The sequence below is a fragment of the Roseomonas haemaphysalidis genome (genome assembly GCF_017355405.1).
GTDB classification, from domain to species: Bacteria; Pseudomonadota; Alphaproteobacteria; order Acetobacterales; family Acetobacteraceae; genus Pseudoroseomonas; species Pseudoroseomonas haemaphysalidis.
In genome coordinates this window covers 1,642,993-1,666,141 of sequence record NZ_CP061177.1, presented here as the reverse complement: position 1 = coordinate 1,666,141, position 23,149 = coordinate 1,642,993, and the positions used below count along the sequence as shown (strand labels likewise).

Sequence of the window (23,149 nt, the reverse complement as noted above, 5' to 3'; positions counted from 1 at the left end):
GGTAGCCCAGCCCCGCGCGGGCGTCAGCCGCCGGCCCTGTGCCAGCGGTGCGGGCGGGCTGCCCAGGATCTGGGCAGGACGCAGGTTCATCTGGCGCAACCGGCCCGTTTCCCGCCGGCTTGGCGCTTGCATCCGCCCCGCCGCCCGACGCAGTGTCCGGCACCGGTTGGAGAGGGTGGGGCATGACGGCGATGGAGCGGCCATTCGTCGAGATCGACAGCGTCTCGATGCGCTACGGCGGCACGGATGGGACGCTGGCGTTGCAGGACACGACGATGGCCGTGGGCCGTGGCGAATTCGTCGCCGTGGTCGGCCCTTCCGGCTGCGGCAAGTCTACGCTGATGCGGCTGGTGACGGGGCTGTGGCCCAGCAGCGCCGGCAGCGTGATCGTCGCGGGGCACGAGGTGGACAAGCCGCTGTCGATCGCCGGCATGGCCTTTCAGAACCCGACCCTGCTGCCGTGGCGCACCATTCTGGACAACGTGATGCTGCCGCTGGAGGTGGTGGAACCGCACCGCCGCCGCCTGCGTGCCCACCGCGCCGAATACGAAGCCAAGGCGCGCGCGCTGCTGGCCATGGTCGGGCTGGCCGGCTTCGAGAAGCGCTTCGCCTATCAGCTTTCGGGCGGCATGCAGCAGCGTGCCAGCCTGTGCCGGGCGCTGATCCACGACCCGCAGCTGCTGATGCTCGACGAGCCCTTCGGGGCGCTGGACATCTTCACGCGGGAGGACCTGTGGGAGCAGCTGCAGCAGGTCTGCCTGACACTGAAGCCAACTGTCATCCTGGTGACGCACGACCTCAAGGAAGCGGTGTTTCTGGCTGACCGGGTGCTGGTCATGTCGTCCCGTCCCGGCCGCATTCTGGCGGAGCGCCGCGTTCCCTTTGAGCGCCCGCGCCGGCTGGAAGCCACCTATACCGCCGAATTCCAGGCCCTGGTGCACGAGCTGCGCGACCAGATCAGCCTGGCCCGCAAGGGCGAGGACATCCCCGATGCCGCGTGACATGCCCCCCGCCGCCGCCCCGAAACGCGGCGAGGCCAATGCCCGCCGGGTGGAGGCGCTGGTCCTCGCCGCCCGCCGCCGCCGCCGGCTGCAGAAGCTGCTGCCCTGGCTGATCATCCTGGGCGCCTTTCTGGTGTGGGAAGTCGCGGTACGGGCCATGCAGGTGCCGGCCTTCGTGCTGCCGGCACCCTCGGCCATCGCCGACAGCATGGTGAAGTGGTGGTGGCCGCTGGTCGACAACGCCTGGCAGACACTGATGACCACGCTGATCGGCTTCGCGCTGGCCATTGTCTTCGGGCTGGCGCTGGGCGTGGCGATCGGCTCCTCCACGCTGCTGTACCACGGGCTTTACCCGCTGCTGATCGGCTTCAACTCGGTGCCCAAGGTGGCGGTGGTGCCGATCCTGGTGATCTGGTTCGGCATCGGCACGGTGCCTGCCGTGATCACCGCTTTTCTGATCAGCTTCTTTCCCATCGTGGTCAATGTCGCCACCGGCATCGCGACGGTGGAGCCGGAGCTGAGGGACGTTTTGCGGGCGCTCGGCGCCCGGCCCAGCGACATCATCCGCAAGGTGGGCCTGCCGCGGGCGATGCCGTATTTCTTTGCGTCGCTTAAGATCGCCATCACGGTGGCTTTTGTGGGTTCCATCATGGCCGAGACGGTGGCGGCCAACAAAGGCATTGGCCACCTGATGATCCTGGCTTCCTCGCGCTTCGACGTGCCGCTGGTCTTCGCGGGGCTGATCATCACGGGCGTGATGGGCGTGCTGATGTATGCCCTGGCCGTGGTGATCGAGGAGCGCACCACCGGCTGGGCGATGCGCGGGCAGGCCGAGCAGAACGTGTCCCCCATGACCGGGGGTTGAGAGGCCGCGCCGGACCGGACGAATTCGTGGCGATGGCGGCGCGGCGCCGGCTATGATCATGGTGGCAGCGCCAAGGTGGCGTGGGCCGCTTACATGGATATCCCGCCTTGGCCCTGTCCCCGATCGCCCGGACGCTGATCTACAGTGAATACGCTACCTGGAACAGCGGCAGCCACCAGCCGTCGCTGGTGACCTTCAGCTTCGCAGGCGCAGCCGGCGGGCCGAACCCCACGGCGGCCGGCATTGCCTGGTCCAGCTTCAGCGCCGGGCAGCAGCACGCGGCGCGCCAGGCGCTGGACAGCTGGGCCGCGGTGTCCGGCATCCGCTTCATCGAGGTGCCCGATACCAAGGCCGGCGCCGGCATCGACATCCGCTTTCAGCTGTCCCAGATGGCCGACGGCACGGCGGGGTCCGCCTATTACCCCAAGGTCGGCGACATCAGCCTGAGCCTGTCGCTGTATGCCCAGGACAACCTGGAGCCCGGCAGCTACGGCTATCTGGTGCTGCTGCACGAGATCGGCCACGCGCTTGGCCTGAAGCATCCCTTCGACAGCTACCCCGTGCTGACGGACGGGCTGAACAACTTCGATAACACCGTGATGGCTTATCCCCGCTACGGCTTTGCCACCCCCGCCTCCCTGCGCGCCGCTGACATCGAGGCCATCCAGTACCTGTATGGCACCCAGTCGGACGAGCAGAACTTTTCCGTGCAATGGAACTGGGACGCGGCGCGCGGCGGCATCCGCCACGATGGCAACAACAGCAGCCAAAGCATCACCGGCACCGCCTTGCGCGACATCATCTTCGGCTATGGCGGCGACGACGTGCTGAACGGCGGCGCCGGCGACGACATGCTGTTCGGCGGCACCGGCCTCAACCGCATCTCCGGCGGCGCCGGAACGGACGTGCTGGCGACCGGCTTGTTCCGCGCGCAAACCAGCCTCAGCGGCGTCAGCCTCGGCAGCGAATACAACGACGGCAGCATCACCCGGACGGTTTCCGGCACGCTCTACACCCCCGGCGAGCATCAGGTGTTCAACGGCATCGAAGTGCTCGCCTTCGGCGATGGCCGGCTGGTGTTCGACGATGCCGACCCAGTGGCCCAGGTGGTCCGCATGTACCAGGCCGCCCTTGGCCGGCAGCCAGACGCGGTGGGGCGGGAATCCTGGACCACCCAGCTGCTGGATGGCGCGCCCCTGGTACGGCTGGCCGAGGGCTTTCTGGGCAGCGCAGAGTTCCAGGCCCGCTTCGGCTGGCAGGACGATGCCGGCTTTGTCGCCACCGCCTACCGCCAGGCGCTGGGGCGCGAAGGGGAAGCCAGCGGGCAGGCCTTCTGGCAAGGCCAGCTTGCCGCCGGCATGAGCCGGGCCGGGCTGCTCGCCGGGTTCAGCGAAAGCGCCGAGAACCATGCCCGCACCGCACCGCTGCTGGCGAAGGGCCTGTGGGACGCGGACGACCAGATCGCCGATCTGGCGCGCCTGTACAAGGCGGTGCTCGGCCGCGCGCCGGACATGGACGGCTTGCGCTTCTGGAACGAGCAGGCGAACCACGGCGTGCCGGATGCGGCGATCGCCAACCAGTTCGCCAACAGCGCGGAGTTCACCAACCGCTTTCCGGGCGGCAGCGATGCCGAGTTCGTCAATGCCGTCTACCAGAACGCCCTCGGCCGCGGCATCGACGCCACCGGCCAAGCCTTCTGGCTGGACCAGCTGGCCCATGGCATGACGCGCGGCGAGATGGTCGGCGGCGTCAGCCACAGCACCGAATTCCTGGTGCTCAGCGCCGGGCTCACCGAAGGCGGCATCGTCTTCGCTTAGACGCCGACAGGCCGCCGCGCGGACTTGCGCGCGGCGGCCCGCCCCGCCACCCTGGCCGACAAAGGCACACTCCGGGAGAGCGGCATGATTGGCATCGACTGGGGCACCAGCAGCTTCCGCGCCTGGCGGATAGAAGCCGATGGAAGCATCGCCGACCGTATTTCCGCCCCGCGCGGCATCCTCACGGTCGAGCCCGGCGCCTTTCCCACCGTGCTGGACGAGATGATCGGCCCTTGGCTGCGCGCCGGCGAGGACTTGGTGCTGGTGTGCGGCATGGCCGGCTCCCGCCAGGGCTGGAAGGAAGCCGCCTACCTCCCCTGCCCCGCCGACGCCCGGGCGCTGGCCGGCGCCCTGACCCCGGTGGACTTTCCCACCGCCCGGGTGCTGCTGGTGCCGGGCTTGTCCTGCCGCGACGAGAACGGCGTGCCGGAAGTGATGCGGGGCGAGGAAACCAAGATCCTCGGCCTGCTGGACCGGCTGCCGGCGGGGCGCAGCCTGGTGCTCAGCCCCGGCAGCCACAGCAAGTGGGCGACGGTGGAGGACGGCACCGTGCTGCGCTTCGTCACCCAGTTCACCGGCGAGGCCTTCGCAACCCTGTCCGGCAACACCATCCTGGCCCGCACGCTGGACCGCGGCGCGCCGGAAGACGCGGCCGCCTTCGAGGACGGGCTGGCCCGTGCCCGCCAGCCGGGCGGGCTGCTGCACCACCTGTTCGGCCAGCGCGCGCGCTTTCTGTTCGGCGAGCTGACCGAGGCCGCCAGCGCTTCCTATCTGTCCGGCATGCTGCTGGGGCACGAGGTGGCGGCGACGCTGCCCGAAGGCACCACGCAGGTGGTGCTGGTGGGCGACGGTGCCGCAATGGGCCGCTACGCCCGGGCCCTGCGGCATTTCGGCGTCAGCACCACCGAGGTTACGGAAGACGCCGCGGCCGCCGGCCTGTTCCGCATCGCCGCCAGCCTGGGAGCCGCCGCGTGACCCTTGCCCTGCGCCCCTGGCTGGACCAGTGCCCGCTGGTCGCCATTCTGCGCGGCCTGCGGCCGGACGAAGCCATCGCCGTGGGCGAGGCGATCGTCGGCAATGGCATTCCGGTGCTGGAAGTGCCGCTCAACAGCCCCGAGCCGCTGGACAGCATCCGCCGCCTGGCCGCGCATTTCGGCGACCGCGCGCTGGTCGGCGCCGGCACGGTGATTGACCCCGCCGATGTATCGCGCATCGCGCAGGCCGGCGGACGGCTGATCGTCACGCCGCATGCGGACCCGGCGGTGACGCGCGAAGCCAAGCGCCTCGGCCTGCTGGCGGTGCCCGGCTTCTTCACGCCCACCGAGGCCTTCGCGCTGCTGGCCGCCGGCGCCGACGGGCTGAAGCTGTTTCCGGCCGAGGCCGCCTCGCCCGCCGTGCTCAAGGCACTGCTGGCGGTGCTGCCCAAGGGCACGCCGGTGCTGCCGGTGGGCGGCATCGGCGCGCACAACATGCAGCCCTGGCGCGACGCCGGCGCGGCGGGCTTCGGCATCGCCTCCGCCCTGTTCAAGCCCGGCGACACGCCGGCCACCGTCGCCGACCGCGCGAAGGCCCTGCGCGCCGCCTGGAGCTAGCGGTGCCGTCGCGATGGCATCGCCGCCAAGCTTAGGCTAGGACCGAGTCACGGCCCGGCCGGGGGCCCAACCATGAAGTGGAACCCGATGTTTCTGGATATCGACGGCACGCTGATGCATTGCGTGGTGGACGGGCCGGAGCGGGCGCCGCCGCTGCTGCTGCTGCATTCCATCGGCACCAGCCTGCACATCTGGGAGCCGCAGGCCCAGCAACTGGCCGGGCAGTTCCGCGTGATCCGCCCTGACATGCGCGGGCACGGCCTCAGCGGCATCACCGGCGGCGACTACAGCATGGCCGGGCTGGCGCGGGACGCCGCCGCCATCCTGGACGCCCTGGGCATCGCCAGCGTGCATGTGGGTGGCAGCTCGATCGGCGGCCGCATCGCCCAGCAACTCGCGGCCGATAGTCCGGAACGCGTGCGGTCGCTGTTCCTGCTCAACACTGCTCTGGAATTTCCCAGCGTCGCGCAATGGCAGGTGCGCATCGACGACGTGCGCCGCACCGGCACCGAGGTGCTGGTCGAGGCGGTGATGCCACGCTGGGTGATCGACACCACGCTGCCGTCGTCCCGCGGGCTGCGCCACATGCTGCTGACCACCCACCGCGACGGCTATGCCGGCGCCGCCTGTGCGCTGCGCGACGCCACGGCGGCGGATGTCGCTGGCCGCATCCGCGCGCCCTGCACCATCCTGGCGGGCGAGCACGACCCGGCCGCCCCCGCCGCCGCCGTGCAGGCGCTGCGGGACGCCATTCCCGGCGCGGTGCTGCACAGCATCCCCGGCGGCGGGCACATCACCACGCTGGAATTCGCCGCCGCCGTGACGGACGGGCTGCGCGTGCATCTGGCCCGCATCGGCTAGCGCCGGCGCGGCACCACAAAAAAGCGGGAGCCCCGAGGGACTCCCGCCGCGTCGTGCCCGTGGATGCGACCAGTCAGGCGGCGCGCAGCGCCTTGGGCAGGTCCATCACGGCCTTGTCGATCAGCGCGGCATCGGCCGCGGCATCCAGCTTCTCGGCGATCACGCTGCGCGCGGCGGTGGCGGCGATATCCGCGGCGGCGCTGCGCACCTCGGCCAGGGCGCCGGCCTCGGCGGCCTTGATGCGGTCCATCGCCATGCGCTCGCGGCGCTGGGCGGAGGCTTCCGCCTCGGCCGCCGTGGCGGCGGCGACGCGCTCGGCCTCAGCCTTGGCGCGGGCCAGGGTCTGCTGCGCCTCGGCCTGGGCGGCGGTGCGGTCGGCCTCGGCCTGGCGCAGCATCGCCTCGGCCTCGGAACGCAGGCGGGACGCCTCGCTCAGCTCGTTGCGGATCTGCGCGCCGCGGGCGTCCAGCGCCTCGGTCAGCCGGCGCCAGATGGTCCGGCCCAGCAGGGCCAGGAACAGGACGCAGGAAACGGCGACCCAGAAGGTCGGGTTCAGGTAGAAGTGTTCGTAGTGATGCATCGCGGCCTCCCCCTTATGCCCGGCCCTGGGCGGCCAGCTCGCGCTGCACGGCGGCCTGGATCGCGGCCGGCTCGCTCAGCCCGGTCAGGCGCTTCACCAGCGCGTCGGCGGTGTCGGTGGCCACTTCGCGCAGCGCGCCCATGGCGGTGTCGCGCGACGCGGCGATGCGCGCCTCGGCGGCCGTGATCTGGTCGTTCAGGCGGGCGTTCAGCGCGGCGGCGCGCGCGGCGGCCTCGGCATTGGCACTCGCCTGGGCCTCGGCGATGGCGGCCTGCGCCTCGGTGCGGGACCGGGCGGTGGCGCTGCGGTGCGCGTCCAGCGCGGCGTCGGCCTCGGCCTTGGCGGCGCGGGCGGCTTCCAGGTCGCCCTGGATGCGGGCGCGGCGGTTTTCCAGCACGCCTTCGAAGCGCGGCAGGACCACATGCGCCAGCACGTAGTAGAGGACGCCGAAGATGATCAGCAGCCAGACCACCTGGGCCAGCATCAGCGGGTTGCCGAAGTCCAGCTGCGGCATGCCGCCCGAGGCTTCCGCCACGGCGGTGGAGCGGGCTTCCAGCGCGCCGTCAGCGATCGGCTGCGCCTGGGCGCCGAACGCGATCAGCGTGGTCTTCAGGCCCGCGAGGGCAACCGGCTTCATCATCATCGTCCTCGTGGAATCTCGTACCTGAATGGGCGCGCGGCGTTGCCGCCGCGCGCCCGGTCTGATCAGGTGAACAGGATCAGGAAGGCGATCAGCAGGGCGAACAGCGCGACCGCTTCCGTCAGGGCGAAGCCCAGGATGCCGATGGGGAACACGACGTCGCGCGAAGCCGGGTTGCGGGCGACCGAGGCGATCAGCGTCGAGAAGATGTTGCCGAGCGCGAGGCCGACGCCGAACAGGGCCAGCACGGCGATGCCGGCGCCGATCGCCTTGGCGGCAAGAACGATTTCCATCAGAGATATCCCTATCAAAAGACCGGAATGGTCGGTGTCCGCGGCGCGCGGGCCCGTAAAGGCGTGGCCCCCTTGTGGGGACTGACCCCGCTCAGTGCAGGTGGACCGCGTCGTGCAGGTAGATGCTGGTCAGGATGGCGAAGACGTAGGCCTGCAGAAAGGCCACGAGCAGCTCGAACCCGATCAGAAGAACGTTCACGCCCAGCGGCAGCACGGCCACCACGGGGCCGATGGCGCCCAGGCCGCCCAGCAGCACCACGAAGGTGGCGAAGACCTTCAGCAGCACGTGGCCGGCGACCATGTTGGCGAACAGACGCACGGAAAGGCTGATCGGGCGCGAGAGGTAGGACACCACCTCGACCGGCACGATGATCGGCGCCAGCCACAGCGGCGCGCCTTCCGGGAAGAAGTAGCCGAAGAACTTTTTGCCGTGCAACGCCAGGGCCACGACGGTGGTGACCACGAACACCAGAGCTGCCAGCGCGAAGGTGACGGCGATGTGGCTGGTATAGGTGAAGGCGTAGGGCAGCAGGCCGATCACGTTGCCGAACAGCACGAACATGAACAGCGTGAAGACGAAGGGGAAGTAGCGCTTCCCCTCATGGCCCACCTGTCCGGTCACGAGGTTCTCGAGGAACTCGTAGAACATCTCGGCCATGGACTGCAGCCGGCCCGGCACCACGGCGCGCGGCGCGATGCCCCAGGCCATCAGGCCGACGATCGCGGCGGCGGCCAGCAACATGTGCGCGTTGGACTGGGTGAAATTCACCGCCGCCCCGATGGGGCCGAGGGCGTGGTGGAGCTCGAACTGGCTCAGCGCGTCGATCGTCTTGCCTTCGGCGGCCACGGCGGCTCTCCAAACTGTCTCGGTCTCAGGACGGCTAACGGGCGCCGTTGCGGGGGTTGAACAGCCTATAGACGTTCATCACCCCGGCGGCGCCGCCCACCACGAAGAACACCAGGAAGAGCCAGGGAAAGCTGCCGAGCCACCGGTCGAGCAACCAGCCCAGACCGGCGCCCGCGATTAGGGCCGAGACGACCTCCGTCCCCGCCCGCAGACCGATCCGCCAGCCGCTGGACGGAAGCCCGCCACCGCCTGCCGTATCCGGCTTCTTGTCCAGCCCCTGCTTTTCGCGGGCCTGGCGCAACCGCCGTTCAAAGTCGTTCTGCTCGCTCACCCTTGCTCCTGCGGTAGCCCCCGCGGGCAGGCAGGGCGGCTCTAAGGGCGGGTTAAATTCATGTCAAGTGCGCGTGACCCTGCCGCCCGCGTGAAACCCCGTCATGCCGCCGCCGAAGGGGGCCGGGCCAGGGCGCAAAGCGCTTCCAGCTGGTCCGGCGGCATTGGCCTGCCCAGCAGATAGCCCTGAACCGCGTCGCAGCCAAGCTGGGCCAGCAGCTCCAGCTGCGCCGGCTCCTCCACTCCCTCGGCCACCACTTCCGCCCCCAGGCCATGCACCAGGCGGACAATGGCATCCACGATGCGCGCGCCGCTGCCGGCATCCTGGTGCAGCTCACGCACAAAGGCGCGGTCCACCTTGACCACGTCAAAGGGCAGGTGCTGCAGATAGCTGAGCGAGGAATAGCCGGTGCCGAAGTCGTCCAGCGCCACCCGCACGCCGCGGGCGCGCAGCGCCGTCAGCGTGGCGCGTGCGGCCGCGGCATTACGGATGAACACCCCTTCCGTCACCTCGACCTCCAGCAGCCGCGGCGGCACGCCGCTGTGCCGCAACGCTTCCTCCACCAGCGCCACGGCCTGGTCCGACGCGAAGTGCAGGGCCGACAGGTTGACCGCCACCGGCATCTCCAGCCCCTGCCGCAGCCAGGCCCCGATCTGCCCGCAGGCCTGCCGCAGCACGAAGCGCGACAACTCGGCGGCCAGCCCGGCTTCCTCGGCCACCGGCACGAACAGGCCGGGCGGCACCATGCCGCGCCCGGGGTGGTGCCAGCGCAAAAGCGCCTCGCAGCCGCTGGGCCGGGCATTCGGCCAGCGCGCCTCGCCCACCATGAATTTGGGCTGGTACACCAGGGTCAGGGCTTCCGCCGCCAGGGCGGCGCGCAGGTCCGCTTCCAGCGCCCGGCGCTCCACCAGCGTCGCCTCCATCTCCGGCGAGAACATCACGGCGCGCCCCCGCCCCTCCGCCTTGGCGCGATACAGGGCGATGTCCGCCCGCTGCTGCAGCGCGTCCGGGCTTTGCCCCTGCTGCGGGCCCAGCACGCTGCCAATGCTGCCGCCCGAATGCAGCGTGCAGCCGTCGATCACGAAGGGCCGCCCGAGCACCGCCACCAACCGCGCCGCGAGCCGCGTCACCTGCGCCTCGTCGGTGATGCCCAGCTGGATCACGGCGAATTCGTCGCCGCCCAATCGGGCCAGCGTGTCGCCCCGCCGGAGGCAGGCGCGCATCCGCTCGGACGCCGCCAGCAGCAGCCGGTCGCCGCCATGGTGGCCCAGGCTGTCGTTGATCGCCTTGAAGCGGTCCAGGTCGATCAGGTGCAACGCGAAGCCGCAGCGGCCGCCGAGTTGCCGCGCCGCCGCCAGCGCCTGTGCCAGCCGGGCCGCGAACAGCACGCGGTTGGGCAGGTCCGTCAGGCTGTCGTGCTCCGCCATGTGGCGCACCTGGTTTTCCGCCGCCTTACGGCCGGTGATGTCGAAGGCGGCATGCACCACGCGCCCGGCGGCACCGTGGCCGTCATCCACCGGCGCCGCGGTGGCCAGCAGCGTGCGGGGCGTGCCGTCCGGATCCTGGGCGGCATATTCCGTGAAGGGCTCCGCGGCGCTGCCGCGCAGCGCCCGGCGCAGCCCGGCATCCGGCGACAGCCCCAGCTCGAACGGCGTGCGGCCGATCACCTCGGCTTCCGCGCCCAGGCCGTGGAAGCGCGCATGCGCTTCGTTGAAGAACAGATAGCGCCCCTGGCGGTCATAGGCGCTGACCATGGCGGGCAGGCTGTCGATCAGCACCCGCAGGGTGCGCTCCGCCTCGCTTTGCCGCAGCGCCGCGGCCTCCGCCAGCCGCTGCGACCGCCGCGCCTGCCGTGAGCGCGACAAGAGCAACAGGATCAGCAGCCCGGCCGAGGCGATCAGCCCGGCCATGCAGGCCAGCAAGGTCCAGTGCAGGCTGCGCAGCCCGCCCTGCGCATGGTCGGCATCCGCCTGCCGCTCCAGGTGCAGCTGCAGATTGGCGCGCATCACCAGCTGCTCCAGCGCATCCAGGGCGGCCACCAGCCTGGCCGCGACCGCCAGATCCCCTGCCGCCAGCTGGTCCACCAGCGGCTCCAGCGGCGCCACCATGGCCTCGATCTCGGAAGCGCGCCTGCGCAGCCGCTGCAGCTCGCCGAACTCCACCGGCCCCTCGCCGCTCGACAACAGGTGCATGCGGCTCAACAGGATCTCGAACTGCAGGGACAGGTCGTCCGCCGTCACCCCCGGCACCCGCAGCGAAAAGCGCTGCACCATGGCGGACATGCGCACCAGCTCCACCTGCGCCTGGGTGGTGATCCAGATGCCGTTGCGGCGGATGCGCACCTCCGCGGCATATTGTTCCGACACCCGCACCAGCGACACGCCGAGCGACACCACGAACAGCAGCGCGGCGACGGCCAAGCTGATCTGGAAGCCATGCCGACGCATGCCGTTCCACCAGCCACCGCCGGGAATCGGGCCGCGCGGTTCCGGCGGCGGGGGGCCTGCCATGGCGACTAAAGCAGCTCGATGCGCCGCAGCTGCCAGATCGCCCGCTCATGCAGCTCGGGGCGGTCCAGCTCGGGCCGGGCAGTCCAGGGATAGATCAGCCAGACCGGGCCGCGGTCGCGCACCCGCATCGGCTGGCCGTCCACCCGGGTGGCCAGAAACGCCCCCAGGCGCGTGCCGTCGCTGGCCGGCACTTCCACCGCATAGCGGTTCAGCGCCTCGGCCCGGATGCGCGCCACACCCTCGCCGCCCATGGCCCGCAGCAGCTGCTCCAGCGGCACGCCCGAAAAATTCTGCAGCCCCTGCGTCCAGGGCGTGGCGGTGGACATCTCCCGCAGACCCAGCGCCTCGAACTCGGCCAGCGTGAAGTCACGCGGCGCGGGCGCGGCGCCGCCGGACACGGTGAGCACCACCGGCGCGGCCTGCGCCCGCGCCGGGTGCAATGACGCGACAGAAAGCAGGCCCGCGAGGGCGGCAAGCGAACGGCGGCGCATGAACGGCATCCCGGGTGCTGACAGGCCGATCCTGGCCGCCCCGGGTGAACGACGGCTTAAGGCGCCGTGCCCTCCACCATCTCCACGGCGGCGCCGAGGTCCACCGAAAGAAGCCGGCTGACGCCGCGTTCCTGCATGGTCACCCCATACAGCCGGTGCATCCGCGCCATGGTCAGCGGGTGGTGGGTGACCACCAGGAAGCGGGTGCCCGAATCGGCCGCCATGATCTCCAGCAGCCCGCACAGGCGTTCCACATTGGCGTCGTCCAGCGGCGCGTCCACCTCGTCCAGCACGCAAACCGGCGCGGGCTGGCAGCGGAACACCGCGAAGATCAGCGACAGCGCCGTCAGCGCCTGCTCGCCGCCCGACAGCAGCGACAGGGCGGACAGCTTCTTGCCCGGGGGCTCGGCATAGATCTCCAGCCCCGCTTCCAGCGGGTCGTCGCTGCCGACCAGCGCCAGATGCGCGCGGCCGCCGCCAAACAGCTTGGTGAACAGCGCGCGGAACTCGCCGTCCACCTTGTCGAACACCGCGCGCAGCCGTTCCCGCCCTTCGCGGTTCAGATGGCCGACGGAACCGCGCAGCTTGGCGATGGCGCTGGCGATCTCCTCGCGCTCGCGGTCGATGCCGCCGATGCGGTCCTCGATCTCCACCACCTCCTGCTCGGCGCGCAGGTTGACCGGGCCCATCTCCTCGCGCTCCCGCGCCAGGCGCTCGGCCTTGCGGCGGGCCCGTTCCTCGGCGGCGTCGGACAGATCGTCCGGCGCGGGCGGCAGCTCGGTGGCCTCGCCCAGGCGCTCGGCCATGCGGTCGGCCAGCGCGGCGGCTGCGGCCTCGGCCTGGGTGTTCTGCGACTCGGCGCGCAGCTGCCGCTCGCGGGCGGCGGCGAAGGCGGCATCGGCGGCACGGCGGTTTTCGGAAGCGGCACGATCCTCGGCTTCCGCGTCGCGCAACGCCTGGGCCAGCGCGGCGTGGGTGCCTTCGGCCTCGGCCAGCAAGCGGCCGGCGGCGGCGCGGCAGGCGGCGGCTTCCTCCGGCGCGGCCAGGGCGGCGTCGCGCGCCGCCTCGGTTTCCGCCACGCGGGCGGATAGGTTCTCGCGCTGGGCCGTGGCCGCGGCGGCACGCTCCTGCCAGGAGGCCCGCTCCGTGCCGATGCCCTGCAGCCGCCCGACAATGCGCTCCGCCTCGGCCGCCAGCGCGGCGCCGGCGTCGCGCGCGGCGGCGGCGCGCAGGCGCAGCGCGCCCAGCGTGGCGCGGGCCTGCTCCACGCCGGCACGCAGGCCCGCCACGTCCGGCTGCGCCGCCTCGGCCTCGCGGGCCTGCGCCAGCAGGCGCTCGGCCTCGGCGGCTTCCTCGGTCAGGCGGGCCAGCTGCGGTGCCAGGGCGGCCAGCCGGCTTTCCGTTTGCGTGGCACGGTTGTTCAACCGCGCTTCCTCGGCTCGCGCGGCTTCCAGGGCCTGCTCGGCAGCGCGGCGGGCGGCGCGGGCGGCGGCTTCGGCGGCCTGCGACTCGGATTCACCCCGTGCCGCGGCATCCCGCGCGGCACGGCTGGAAGCGGGGTCGGCCAACCGCGCCAGGGTGGCGGTGGCGGCCTCGCGCGCTGCCTCCGCGCCGGCCAGGTCGGCGGCCAGGCGGTCCAGCTGCGGGCCCAGGGCGGCGACCCGGCTGTCTGCCTGGGCAGCGCGCGCGGTCAGCCGCTGCGCCTGGTCCCGCGCCCGGCTCAGCGCTTGTTCCGCCTGGGCACGGTTGTCGCGGGCGGCGGCCTCGGCGGCGGCGGCCTGCCGCTCCGCGTCCTGGGCCTGCCGCGCGGCGGCCTCGGCCTGTGTTGCGATGTCGCGGGCGGCGTCCAGCGCCTGCTCGGCAGCCCGCAGCCGGTTGCGCTGGGTCAGGCGCACGGCGCCGGGGCTGGGCGCATCGGCGCCGGCGCCATGGCCGTCCCAGCGCCACAACGCACCGTCGCGCGCCACCAGCGCCTGCCCGGGGGCCAGGGACGGTTGCAGGGCGGCGCCGTCACCCTCGATCAGAAAAATCTGCGCCAAGGCCCGCGCCAGCTCCGGCGGCGCCCCGACCAACGTGGCGAGCGGCGTGCAGCCGGCGGGGGGCGCAGGGGCGGGCAAGGGCGGCAGCTGGCGCCAGTGGCGGGGGGCGGCAAGGTCGGCGGGGCTGTCCAGCGCCTCGCCCAGCGCGGCACCCAGCGCGGCTTCCAGGCCGGGCGGCACGGACACGGCATCCAGGATCGGCGCGGCGGCCGAGGGCTCGCGGGCGCTCAGGAGGTCCAGCAACCCCTGGCGCTCGGCCGCGGCACGGGCACGCTCGGCTTCACGGGCACCGGCGGCGGCCCGCAGCGTGGAATGCGCGGCGGCGGCGGCGGTCCGCGCGGCCTCGGCTTCGGCCAGGACGGCGCGGGCGGCGGCCAGCGCGGCCTCGGCACCGGCCACGGCGGCGATGGCGGCTTCCAGCTGCCCGGCGGCGGGGCGCTCCGCGCTGGCGGCATCACGCTCGGCGCTCAGCCGGGCGAGCTGGGCCTGGATGGCCCCGGCACGGCTGGCCGACTGCTCGCGGTCCTGCGTGGCGCGCGCGCGGGCGGCCTCGGCTTCCTGCGCGGCCCGGCGGGCCGTGGCATGGGCTTCCTGCGCGGCGGCACGGGCAGCCTCTGCCTCCTCCAACGCGGCGCGGGTGGCGGTCAGCCGGGCCTCGGCCGCTTCGCGCGCGGCCCGCGCGGCGGGGATCGCCCCGGGCGGCAGGCGCTGCGCCTCGGCCCCGGCGTGCTCGGCGGCCAGCGCGGCGTGCTGCTGGCGCAGGCGGGCGGCGCGCGACTCGGCGGCGGCGCGCTCGGCGCCGATGCGGGTGGCCTCGGCGCCGGCGGCGGCGGCTTCCTCGGCGGCGCGGTCGGCCGCGCGCTCGGCTTCGGCGGCGGCATCGCCGGCCCCGGCAGCCTCGGCGCGGGCGGCGTCCAGGCGGTCGGGAAGCGCGGCGCGCACGGCTTCCAGCGTCGCGGCCTCGGCCCCCAGGCGCCCTTCCGCCTCGGCGGCGTCGCGCTCCTGGCGGGCGGCATGCTCCAGGTCGCCCCGCAACTGGGCCAGCCGCGCCTCGGCCTCGGCCAGGGCGGCGCGGGCGCGGCGCTCCTCGTCCTGCGTGCTTTCGGCGGCGATGCGGTGGCGTTCCAGCGCCGTGCGGGCGGTGGCCTCGGCTTCGCGCGGCGCGGGCACCGCGCGCTCGGCGGTGAAGGCGCGGGTGGCACCCTCGGTGGCTGCCTGCTCGGCGGCGCGCGTGGCGGCCTGGGCCTGCGCGAAGTCCTGCCGCGCGGCGACCAGGGCGGCCTCGGCACGCGCCACCAGCAGGGCAAAGAACTCGGCTTCCGCAGCGCGGGTCAGGCCAGACAGGTTGCGGTAGCGTGCGGCCTGCCGTGCCTGGCGGGTCAGCGACTGGCGCTGCACCTCCAGCTGACCCTTGAGGTCCTCGGCGCGGGTCAGGTTCTGCTCGGCCTGGCGCAGCTTCAGCTCGGCCTCGTGCTTGCGGGCACGCAGGCCGGCGATGCCGGCCGCTTCCTCCAGCACCTGCCGCCGTTCCTCGGGCTTGGCCGCGATCAGCGACGCCACGCGTCCCTGGCTGACCATGGCCGAGGAGCGCGCGCCGGAACCGATGTCGGCGAACAGCGTCTGCACGTCCCGCCCGCGGATCTCGCGGCCGTTGATGCGAAAGCCGGTGCCCTCGCCGCGCACGATGCGGCGGGTGATCTCCAGTTCCGGCGCCTGCTGGTTGGGCGGCGGGGCGAGGCCGGAGGCATCCTCCAGCTGCAGCGTCACCTCCGCCTGGTTGCGGCCGGGGCGGGTGGAGGTGCCGGCGAAGATGACGTCGTCCATCTCGCCGCCGCGCATGGCGCGAGCGTTGGTTTCGCCCATCGCCCAGCGCAGCGCCTCCACCACGTTGGACTTGCCGCAGCCGTTGGGGCCGACCACGCCGGTCAGCCCGGGCAGCACCTCCACCACCGTGGGCTCGGCGAAGCTCTTGAAGCCGGCGATGCGCAGCCGCACCAGCGTGGCGCGCAAGGCGGCGGCGCGGGCCGCCGCCTCGGTGGCCGCGTCCCGCGCCGGGGCGGCATCCTCCTGCGGGGCGGCGGGTGCGCCCCCCTCAGCCTCGCTCAAGCGCCGGCTTCGGCTGCCAGCTGCGCGAAGCGGTCGGCGCTGACGGCCCCGGGCTGCACCTTCTTGTTGAACACGAAGGTGGGCGTGGAATTGACGTTGAACTGGCTTTGGCCGGCGGCGCGCATTTCCAGGATGCCCTTGGCCAGCGCCTGGTCGGCCACGGCGGCATCCACCTGCGCCCGCGTCATGCCCGCCAGCGCCGCGATCTTGGCGATCTCGGCGATGTTGTCGGCGCCGCGCGCGAAGGCCCAGCGGTCCTGGCTGGCCAGCAGCGCGCTGATGAAGCCCTCGTAGCGCTCGGCCGGCAGGCTGCGCGCCACCTGCGAGGCCGCCAGCGCCAGCTGGTCCAGCGGGAATTCCTTCCACACCATGCGGGCATTGCCGGTCGGGCCCATCAGCCGTTCCTTGATCTGCGGCCAGCTTTCCTTGTGAAAGGCGGCGCAATGCGGGCAGGTCAGGGAAAAGTATTCCTGCACCACGACCTTGGCGCCGGCCGGGCCGTAGCCGCGGTCGCCCAGCCGCGCATCGGCGTTGGTCGGCGAGGCGCCCTGGGCCAGGGCGGGCGCGGCGGCAAGCACCAGCGGCACGGTCAGCAGCGAACGGCGCGAAAGGGTCAAGGCGGCCTCCTCAGGTGGCTTGGAACAGCGATGTGCGGCGGCAGATAGGGTCGCGGCGGCCGCGCCGCCAGCCGTCAACCGGCGTTTCGGCGCCCCCGATAAACCCCCTGGCCCAATCTTGCCAGAGCCGCCCGCAACTCCGGGTCCTCCACGCCTTCCAGACGGGCGGCCAGCGCGTCCGGCAGCGCCACCGCCGCGGGCTTGGGTGGCGGTGGCCGGCGCGGCGGCAGCGCCGCCTGCACAAAGCGCAGCCGCTGCACCAGCGCCTGCCCCATGGCGGTGTTGATGCGCCCGATCAGCTGCGGTGCCAGGTGCTGCAGCTCCATCGCCACCGGGCCGGAGCAGGCCAGCGTCAGCGTGCCGCCGGAGACGCCGCGCGGCACCGTCTGCGCCGCCAGCACCGGCCCCGCGATCTGCGGCCAGTCGATGATCAGCTGCGCCGCCGCCGGGCTGCGCTTGCGGAACACCGGCCGGGTCAGCGCCGGCAGCAGCGCGCCCAGCGCGCGTGGCCCGCGGTCCGACCGCCATCCGGGGCCGCCATCGGGCGCCAGGGCCGGCTTTTGCGCGGTTTTCGCCGCCGGGGGGGTTGCGCCGCCGCCGTTCCGGTCCTTTTGCTGCATACGTGCTGCCCGCCGCCTCCCTGCTTCTCGAATGGTACGACCGCCACCGCCGCACCCTGCCCTGGCGGGAAGCGACGCGCGATCCATACCGTATATGGCTCTCCGAGGTCATGTTGCAGCAGACCACGGTCGCCGCCGTCGGCCCGCGCTGGCGCCGCTTCCTGGTTCGCTTCCCGGATGTCGAAACCCTCGCCGCCGCCCCCTGGGACGCGGTGGCCGAGGAATGGGCCGGGCTCGGCTACTACGCCCGCGCCCGCAACCTGCACGCCTGCGCCCAGGCCGTGGTGGCGCGCGGCGGCTTTCCCGACACGGAGGACGAGCTGCGGGCATTGCCCGGCATCGGCGCCTATACCGCCGCCGCCGTGGCCGCCATCGCCTTTGGCCGCCCCACCGTGCCGCTGGACGGCAATGTCGAGCGCGTCACCGCCCGGCTCGGCGCCATCGAGGCCCCGCTGCCCGGCGCCCGCCCGGCGCTGGCCGCCCTGGCCCGCCGCTGGATGGAGCAGGACGCCGCCCGCGCCCGGCCATCGGATTTCGTGCAGGCCCTGTTCGACCTCGGCGCCACCATTTGCACGCCGCGCAGCCCGGCCTGCGCCCTGTGCCCCTGGCGCTCGGACTGCGAGGGCTTCCGCACCGGCCTCGCCCCCAGCCTGCCGCGCAAGGCGGCCAAGAAGGCCCGCCCCTTGAAGCGCGGCGTGCACTTCCTGCTGCTGGACGGCACCGGCCGCCTGTTGCTGCGCCGCCGCCCGCCCACCGGCCTGCTGGGCGGCATGCTGGAATTGCCCGGCACCCCCTGGCGCGAAACCCCCTGGACCGACGCCGAGATCCCGCCCTTCGCCCCCCTGCCCGGCCTGGACTGGCGGGCGCTGGACGGCGAGGCGAAGCACGGCTTCACGCATTTCGAGCTGCACATGGCGCTGCGGGTCGCCACCGCGCCGCCCGGCGCCAACCTGCGCGACGGCGAGTGGATGACGCTGGCCGCCGCGCGGGCCGCGCTGCCGGGGACCATGCAGAAGCTGCTCGACTTGGCGGAGAGCGAGGGGGCGATGGGGTAAAGGCCGGGGGAAGGAATTCCCCCGGACCCCCATCCTTTTTCTGCTTGATGGCGCCGGGTTGGGCGGTCAGGCGGGCCCTCACCGTGGTTCTGACCGGCAAACAGGCAAAAGAAAGATGGGGGCTCGGGGGAATTCTTTTCCCCGACCTTCTGCACCGTTGCCTCGCGCCCGCTGCTCGGGCAGAGAGAACCCCACCCGCTGATCCCGCGCGGGAGAGCATGGCAGGCAAGGCGCCCTGCCGTCGCCGAAGGCGCAACCGGCCCCCGGAAACGCTCAGGCACCAGGAACCGCGTGGGGAAGGGGACTCTGGAAAGCCCGGCGCGCGAGCGCCGGCACCGACGGAGTAAGGCGCGAGGCTTTCGCGCTGAATCTCTCAGGTCATCGGACAGAGGGGGGCCACGAACCCGGACACGCCGCGCGCAGGCGCGGCGATGGAGGCTGCGTGGCCGATACGACTGAAACGCTTCTGGAAACCCCCCTCGCCTCCCTGCACCGGGAGCTGGGCGGCAAGATGGTGCCCTTCGCGGGCTATGCCATGCCCGTGCAGTACCCCGCCGGCATCATGGCCGAGCATCTGGCGACGCGCGCCGGTGCCGCGCTGTTCGACGTGTCCCACATGGGACAGGCCGAGCTGGTGGGCGAAGGCGCCGCCGCGGCGCTGGAGCGCCTGACGCCGGCCGACGTGCAGATCCTGAAGCCGGGCCGCCAGAAGTACGGGCTGCTGACCACGGAAGCCGGCGGCATCCTGGACGACTTCATGGTCGCCAATCTCGGCGACCGCCTGTTCCTGGTGGTCAACGCCAGCCGCAAGGCGGTGGACTACGCGGCGATCGAGGCGGCGCTGCCCTCCGGCGTGTCCCTGAAGCGCCTGCCGGACCGCGCGCTGGTGGCCTTCCAGGGCCCGGGCGCCGTGGCATCGCTGGCCACCATCGCGCCCGCCGTCGCCGGCATGCGCTTCATGGACGTGCTGGCGGTGGAGATCGCCGGCATCCCCACGCTGGTCAGCCGCAGTGGCTACACCGGCGAGGACGGCGTGGAGATCTCCGTGCCGGCGGAGGAGGCCGAAAGCCTCGCCCGCGCGCTGCTGGCCCTGCCGGGCGCCACGGCGGCCGGCCTCGGCGCGCGCGACTCGCTGCGCCTGGAAGCCGGGCTGTGCCTGTATGGCAACGATATCGACGAGACGACCAGCGCGGTGGAAGCCAATCTGGTGTGGACCATCGGCAAGCGCCGCCGCACCGAATGGAACTTCCCCGGCGCGGACCGCGTGCGCGAGGAGCTGGACAACGGCCCGAAGCGCCTGCGCGTCGGCATCCTGCCCGACGGCCGGCAGCCGGCACGCGGCCACACCCCCGTGCAGGTGGGCGGCGACGTGGTCGGCGAGATCACCAGCGGCGGCTTCGGCCCCAGCCTGAACGGCCCCTGCGCCATGGGCTACGTGGCGCGCGGGCATGCCGCCGACGGCACGGCGCTGGACCTGATGGTGCGCGGCAAGGCCTCGCCCGCCCGCGTCGCGGCCACCCCCTTCTTTCCCCACCGCTACATTCGCTGAGGAGCCCTGTCATGGCTGAAACCAAGTACACCAAGGACCACGAGTGGGTGCGGCTGGAAGGTGGCGTGGCCACCATCGGCATCACCGACCACGCGCAGACCGCGCTGGGCGACGTGGTGTTCGTGGAACTGCCCGAGGCCGGGCGTGAGGTCGCGGCCGAGGAGGCCGTGGCGGTGGTCGAAAGCGTCAAGGCGGCGTCCGACGTCTACGCGCCGATCGCCGGCAAGGTGGTCGCGGTGAACGATGCGCTGGTGGACAACCCCTCGCTGGCCAACTCGGCGCCCACCGCCGACGGCTGGTTCTTCAAGATCGAGGCGGCCGACCCCGCCGCCGTGGAGGCCCTGATGAGCGAATCCGACTACGCCGCCTTCGTGGACAGCCTCTGATGACCTCGGCCCTCGACGCGCTGAGCGCGCTGGAAGACCACGGCGCCTTCGCCGCCCGGCATATCGGCCCGTCGGGGGCCGAGATCGCCGCCATGCTGAAGGTGGTGGGCGTCGACAGCCTGGACGCGCTGGCCGACCGCACCGTGCCGGCCGACATCCGCGGCCAGGACTTCTCCACCCTGCCGGCGCCGGCCACGGAAGCCGAGGCCATCGCCGAGCTGCGCGCGCTGTCCGAAAAGAACGTGCTCAAGAAGTCACTGATCGGCATGGGCTACCACGGCACCCACGTGCCGCCGGTCATTCTCCGCAACGTGCTGGAGAATCCGGGCTGGTACACCGCCTATACCCCCTACCAGGCGGAGATTGCCCAGGGGCGGCTGGAAGCGCTGGTCAACTTCCAGACCATGGTGACCGACCTCACCGGCCTGCCGGTGGCGAACGCCTCGCTGCTGGATGAGGCGACGGCGGCGGCCGAGGCGATGGCCATCGCGCTCGCCTCCAACAAGCAGAAGTCGCGCACCATCCTGGTGGCCGCCGACGTGCACCCGCAGACCATCGCCGTGGTGCGCACCCGCGCCGAGCCGCTGAAGCTGACCGTCAGCGTCGTGGCCCCGGCCGAGGTCGTGGCCGCCTGCGGCAGCGAAAAGCCCTTCGCGCTGCTGCTGCAGTATCCCGGCACCACCGGCGAGCTGCGCGACCTGTCGCCCGAGATCGCCGCCGTGCAGGCGGCCGGGGGGCTGGCCATCGTCGCCGCCGACCCGCTGTCCATGGTGTTGCTGCGCGCGCCGGGCGAGATGGGCGCGGATGTGGTCATCGGCTCCAGCCAGCGCTTCGGCGTGCCGATGGGCTATGGCGGCCCGCATGCCGCCTTCATGGCGGTCAAGGACGGGCTGAAGCGGCTGATGCCGGGGCGCCTGGTCGGCGTGTCGCTGGATGCCGCCGGCAAGCCCGCCATGCGCCTGGCGCTGCAGACGCGCGAGCAGCACATCCGCCGCGAAAAGGCGACCAGCAACATCTGCACCGCGCAGGTGCTTCTTGCCGTGATGGCCGGCATGTACGCCGTGTGGCACGGCCCCGAGGGGCTGCGTCGCATCGCCCAGCGGGTGGCGCTGCAGGCGAAGCTTCTGGCGGGCGCTGCCAAGTCCGCCGGTTTCACGCTGCGCCATGACGCCTTCTTCGACACCGTCACGGTGGAAACCGGCGACAAGACGGACGCCATCTACCACGCCGCCTTTGAGCAGGGCTTCAACCTGCGCAAGCTGGACGGCGGCGCGCTGGCCATCGCGCTGGACGAGACCGTGACGCGCGCGGAACTCGCGACGCTGGCGGGCCTGTTCGGCGCCACGCTGGAGGCCACCGCCGGCGGCATCCCCGCTGTTCTGGAGCGGAAGTCCGAGATCCTGACGGCGGCGGTGTTCCACACCCACCACGCCGAGCATTCCATGCTGCGCTACCTGAAGCGGCTGGAAGACAAGGACGTGGCGCTGAACCGCAGCATGATCCCGCTCGGCTCCTGCACCATGAAGCTGAACGCGACGGCGGAGATGATCCCCGTCACCTTCCCCGGCTTCGGCGAGATGCACCCCTTCGTGCCGGCCGACCAGGCGCAGGGCTACATCGCGATGATCCGGCAGCTGGAGGACTGGCTCGCCACCATCACCGGCTTCGCCGCCGTCTCGCTGCAGCCCAACGCCGGCAGCCAGGGCGAGTATGCCGGACTGCTGGCGATCCGCGCCTTCCATCTGGCCAATGGCCAGGACCAGCGCGACATCTGCCTGATCCCATCCTCGGCGCACGGCACCAACCCGGCCTCCGCCGCCATGGTCGGCATGCGCGTGGTGGTGGTGGGCTGCGACCGCGACGGCAACGTCGACCTCGCGGACCTCGATGCCAAGATCGCGCAGCATGCGGAGAAGCTGTCGGCGCTGATGATCACCTACCCCTCCACGCATGGCGTGTTCGAGGAGCAGATCGTCCGCATCTGCGGCGCCGTGCACGCGGCCGGCGGGCAGGTCTACATGGACGGCGCCAACATGAATGCGCAGGTGGGCCTCACCGCCCCCGGCCGCATCGGCGCCGATGTCTGCCACCTGAACCTGCACAAGACCTTCTGCATCCCGCATGGCGGCGGCGGCCCGGGCGTCGGGCCGATCGGGGTCGCGGCGCACCTCGCCCCGCACCTGCCCAACCACCCGCTGCTGGCCGAGGGCGGCCCCGCCACCGGCTACGGCCCGGTCTCGGCCGCGCCCTTCGGCAGCGCGTCGATCCTGCCCATCTCCTACGCCTATATCCGCATGATGGGCGCGGAGGCGCTGACGCGCGCCACGCAGGTCGCCATCCTCAACGCCAACTACATCGCCAAGCGGCTCGATGGGCACTTCCCCGTGCTCTACAAGGGCGCGCGCGGCATGGTGGCGCATGAGTGCATCCTGGACTGCCGCGGCTTCCAGCAGGGCGGCGGCGTGCTGGTGGAGGACATCGCCAAGCGCCTGCAGGACTATGGCTTCCACGCGCCCACCATGTCCTGGCCCGTCGCCGGCACGCTGATGGTGGAGCCCACCGAAAGCGAGACCCAGGCGGAACTGGACCGCTTCTGCGACGCCATGATCGCCATCCGCGCCGAGATCCGCGCGGTGGAGCAGGGCCGCATGGACAAGGTGGACAACGCGCTGAAGAACGCGCCCCACACCGCCGCCGAGGTGATGGCGGAGGAATGGTCGCACCCGTATTCTCGCGAAGAGGCCGCCTTCCCGCTGCCCTACGTCGCCGCCAACAAGTACTGGCCGCCGGTCAAGCGCGTGGACAATGTGTATGGCGACCGCAACCTGATCTGCACCTGCGCGCCGCTGGAAGACTACGCCAACGCGCAGCAGATCGCGGCGGAGTAAGGCGAAGGCCAGGGGGCTCCGCCCCCTGGACCCCCGCCGGGGTGGCTGAGCCACCCCGGAC

General features: G+C 72.4%; 20 protein-coding genes and 2 riboswitches. Of the genes, 10 read left to right on the top strand and 10 right to left on the bottom strand.

Translation table 11 applies throughout. From position 1 onward, the window contains the following. The first annotated feature begins 182 nt into the window (after window positions 1-182). The 6 genes from IAI59_RS07660 to IAI59_RS07635 all read left to right on the top strand — a co-directional run bounded on the left by IAI59_RS07660 (window position 183) and on the right by IAI59_RS07635 (window position 6,136). Complete coding sequence (locus IAI59_RS07660; protein ID WP_207416797.1) at window positions 183-1,001, top strand: ABC transporter ATP-binding protein; 819 nt, start codon at window positions 183-185, stop codon at window positions 999-1,001. Continuing rightward, window positions 991-1,866, top strand: a complete 876-nt coding sequence (locus IAI59_RS07655; RefSeq protein WP_207416798.1) for an ABC transporter permease — start codon at window positions 991-993, stop codon at window positions 1,864-1,866. Before IAI59_RS07660 ends, IAI59_RS07655 begins: the two co-directional genes overlap by 11 nt. 107 nt (window positions 1,867-1,973) lie before the next feature. After that, entirely contained in the window at window positions 1,974-3,683 is a 1,710-nt protein-coding gene (locus tag IAI59_RS07650) for a DUF4214 domain-containing protein (protein ID WP_207416799.1), read from the top strand. 84 nt (window positions 3,684-3,767) lie between these two features. After that, window positions 3,768-4,658 carry a 2-dehydro-3-deoxygalactonokinase gene (locus tag IAI59_RS07645; RefSeq protein WP_207416801.1) on the top strand — a complete coding sequence of 297 codons (891 nt, stop codon included), beginning with the start codon at window positions 3,768-3,770 and terminating at the stop codon, window positions 4,656-4,658. After that, window positions 4,655-5,275, top strand: coding sequence for a 2-dehydro-3-deoxy-6-phosphogalactonate aldolase (locus tag IAI59_RS07640; protein WP_207416803.1), 621 nt, complete (start codon window positions 4,655-4,657; stop codon window positions 5,273-5,275). Before IAI59_RS07645 ends, IAI59_RS07640 begins: the two co-directional genes overlap by 4 nt. 72 nt (window positions 5,276-5,347) lie before the next feature. Next, entirely contained in the window at window positions 5,348-6,136 is a 789-nt protein-coding gene (locus IAI59_RS07635) for an alpha/beta fold hydrolase (RefSeq protein ID WP_207416805.1), read from the top strand. A 73-nt stretch (window positions 6,137-6,209) separates the two neighbouring features. On the opposite strand, the gene IAI59_RS07630 is transcribed toward IAI59_RS07635, so the two are convergent. The 10 genes from IAI59_RS07630 to IAI59_RS07585 form a co-directional block, all read right to left on the bottom strand. Then, on the bottom strand, window positions 6,210-6,716 hold the full coding sequence (locus IAI59_RS07630; protein ID WP_207416806.1) for a F0F1 ATP synthase subunit B family protein: 507 nt from the start codon (window positions 6,714-6,716) through the stop codon (window positions 6,210-6,212). 13 nt (window positions 6,717-6,729) lie between these two features. Then, window positions 6,730-7,353 carry a F0F1 ATP synthase subunit B family protein gene (locus tag IAI59_RS07625; protein ID WP_207416807.1) on the bottom strand — a complete coding sequence of 208 codons (624 nt, stop codon included), beginning with the start codon at window positions 7,351-7,353 and terminating at the stop codon, window positions 6,730-6,732. Window positions 7,354-7,421: 68 nt separating this feature from the next. Then, window positions 7,422-7,649, bottom strand: coding sequence for an ATP synthase subunit C family protein (locus tag IAI59_RS07620; RefSeq protein ID WP_187786829.1), 228 nt, complete (start codon window positions 7,647-7,649; stop codon window positions 7,422-7,424). 91 nt (window positions 7,650-7,740) lie between these two features. Next, window positions 7,741-8,496 (bottom strand): F0F1 ATP synthase subunit A, encoded by a 756-nt coding sequence (locus IAI59_RS07615; RefSeq protein ID WP_207416808.1) that lies wholly within the window; start codon window positions 8,494-8,496, stop codon window positions 7,741-7,743. Window positions 8,497-8,530: 34 nt separating this feature from the next. Beyond that, window positions 8,531-8,827, bottom strand: a complete 297-nt coding sequence (locus IAI59_RS07610) for an AtpZ/AtpI family protein (RefSeq protein WP_207416809.1) — start codon at window positions 8,825-8,827, stop codon at window positions 8,531-8,533. Between the two features lie 101 nt (window positions 8,828-8,928). Further along, on the bottom strand, window positions 8,929-11,274 hold the full coding sequence (locus IAI59_RS07605; protein WP_207416810.1) for a putative bifunctional diguanylate cyclase/phosphodiesterase: 2,346 nt from the start codon (window positions 11,272-11,274) through the stop codon (window positions 8,929-8,931). Window positions 11,275-11,342: 68 nt separating this feature from the next. Further along, window positions 11,343-11,828, bottom strand: coding sequence for a putative pterin-binding protein (locus tag IAI59_RS07600; RefSeq protein WP_207416812.1), 486 nt, complete (start codon window positions 11,826-11,828; stop codon window positions 11,343-11,345). A 56-nt stretch (window positions 11,829-11,884) separates the two neighbouring features. Further along, the gene (locus IAI59_RS07595) at window positions 11,885-15,877 is read right to left on the bottom strand and encodes a chromosome segregation SMC family protein (RefSeq protein WP_207417079.1); all 3,993 of its coding nucleotides are present in this window, start codon (window positions 15,875-15,877) and stop codon (window positions 11,885-11,887) included. 92 nt (window positions 15,878-15,969) lie between these two features. Then, window positions 15,970-16,590, bottom strand: coding sequence for a DsbA family protein (locus IAI59_RS07590; RefSeq protein WP_207416814.1), 621 nt, complete (start codon window positions 16,588-16,590; stop codon window positions 15,970-15,972). 74 nt (window positions 16,591-16,664) lie between these two features. Next, window positions 16,665-17,210, bottom strand: a complete 546-nt coding sequence (locus IAI59_RS07585; protein WP_207416816.1) for a DUF721 domain-containing protein — start codon at window positions 17,208-17,210, stop codon at window positions 16,665-16,667. A gap of 5 nt (window positions 17,211-17,215) precedes the next feature. On the opposite strand from IAI59_RS07585, the gene IAI59_RS07580 reads away from it, so the two are divergent. The 4 genes from IAI59_RS07580 (at window position 17,216) to gcvP (ending at window position 23,088) form a co-directional block, all read left to right on the top strand. Continuing rightward, entirely contained in the window at window positions 17,216-18,265 is a 1,050-nt protein-coding gene (locus IAI59_RS07580) for an A/G-specific adenine glycosylase (RefSeq protein ID WP_237180662.1), read from the top strand. 199 nt (window positions 18,266-18,464) lie between these two features. Continuing rightward, a riboswitch (glycine riboswitch) is annotated at window positions 18,465-18,565 on the top strand. Between the two features lie 4 nt (window positions 18,566-18,569). Next, a riboswitch (glycine riboswitch) is annotated at window positions 18,570-18,656 on the top strand. 51 nt (window positions 18,657-18,707) lie between these two features. After that, a complete protein-coding gene (gene gcvT, locus IAI59_RS07575; RefSeq protein ID WP_207416818.1) occupies window positions 18,708-19,814 on the top strand; it encodes a glycine cleavage system aminomethyltransferase GcvT in 1,107 nt (368 codons plus the stop codon). 11 nt (window positions 19,815-19,825) lie between these two features. Further along, complete coding sequence (gene gcvH, locus IAI59_RS07570; RefSeq protein ID WP_207416819.1) at window positions 19,826-20,200, top strand: glycine cleavage system protein GcvH; 375 nt, start codon at window positions 19,826-19,828, stop codon at window positions 20,198-20,200. After that, the gene (gene gcvP, locus IAI59_RS07565) at window positions 20,200-23,088 is read left to right on the top strand and encodes an aminomethyl-transferring glycine dehydrogenase (protein WP_207416820.1); all 2,889 of its coding nucleotides are present in this window, start codon (window positions 20,200-20,202) and stop codon (window positions 23,086-23,088) included. The genes gcvH and gcvP overlap by 1 nt, the downstream gene beginning before the upstream one ends. The last annotated feature ends 61 nt before the right edge of the window (window positions 23,089-23,149 follow it).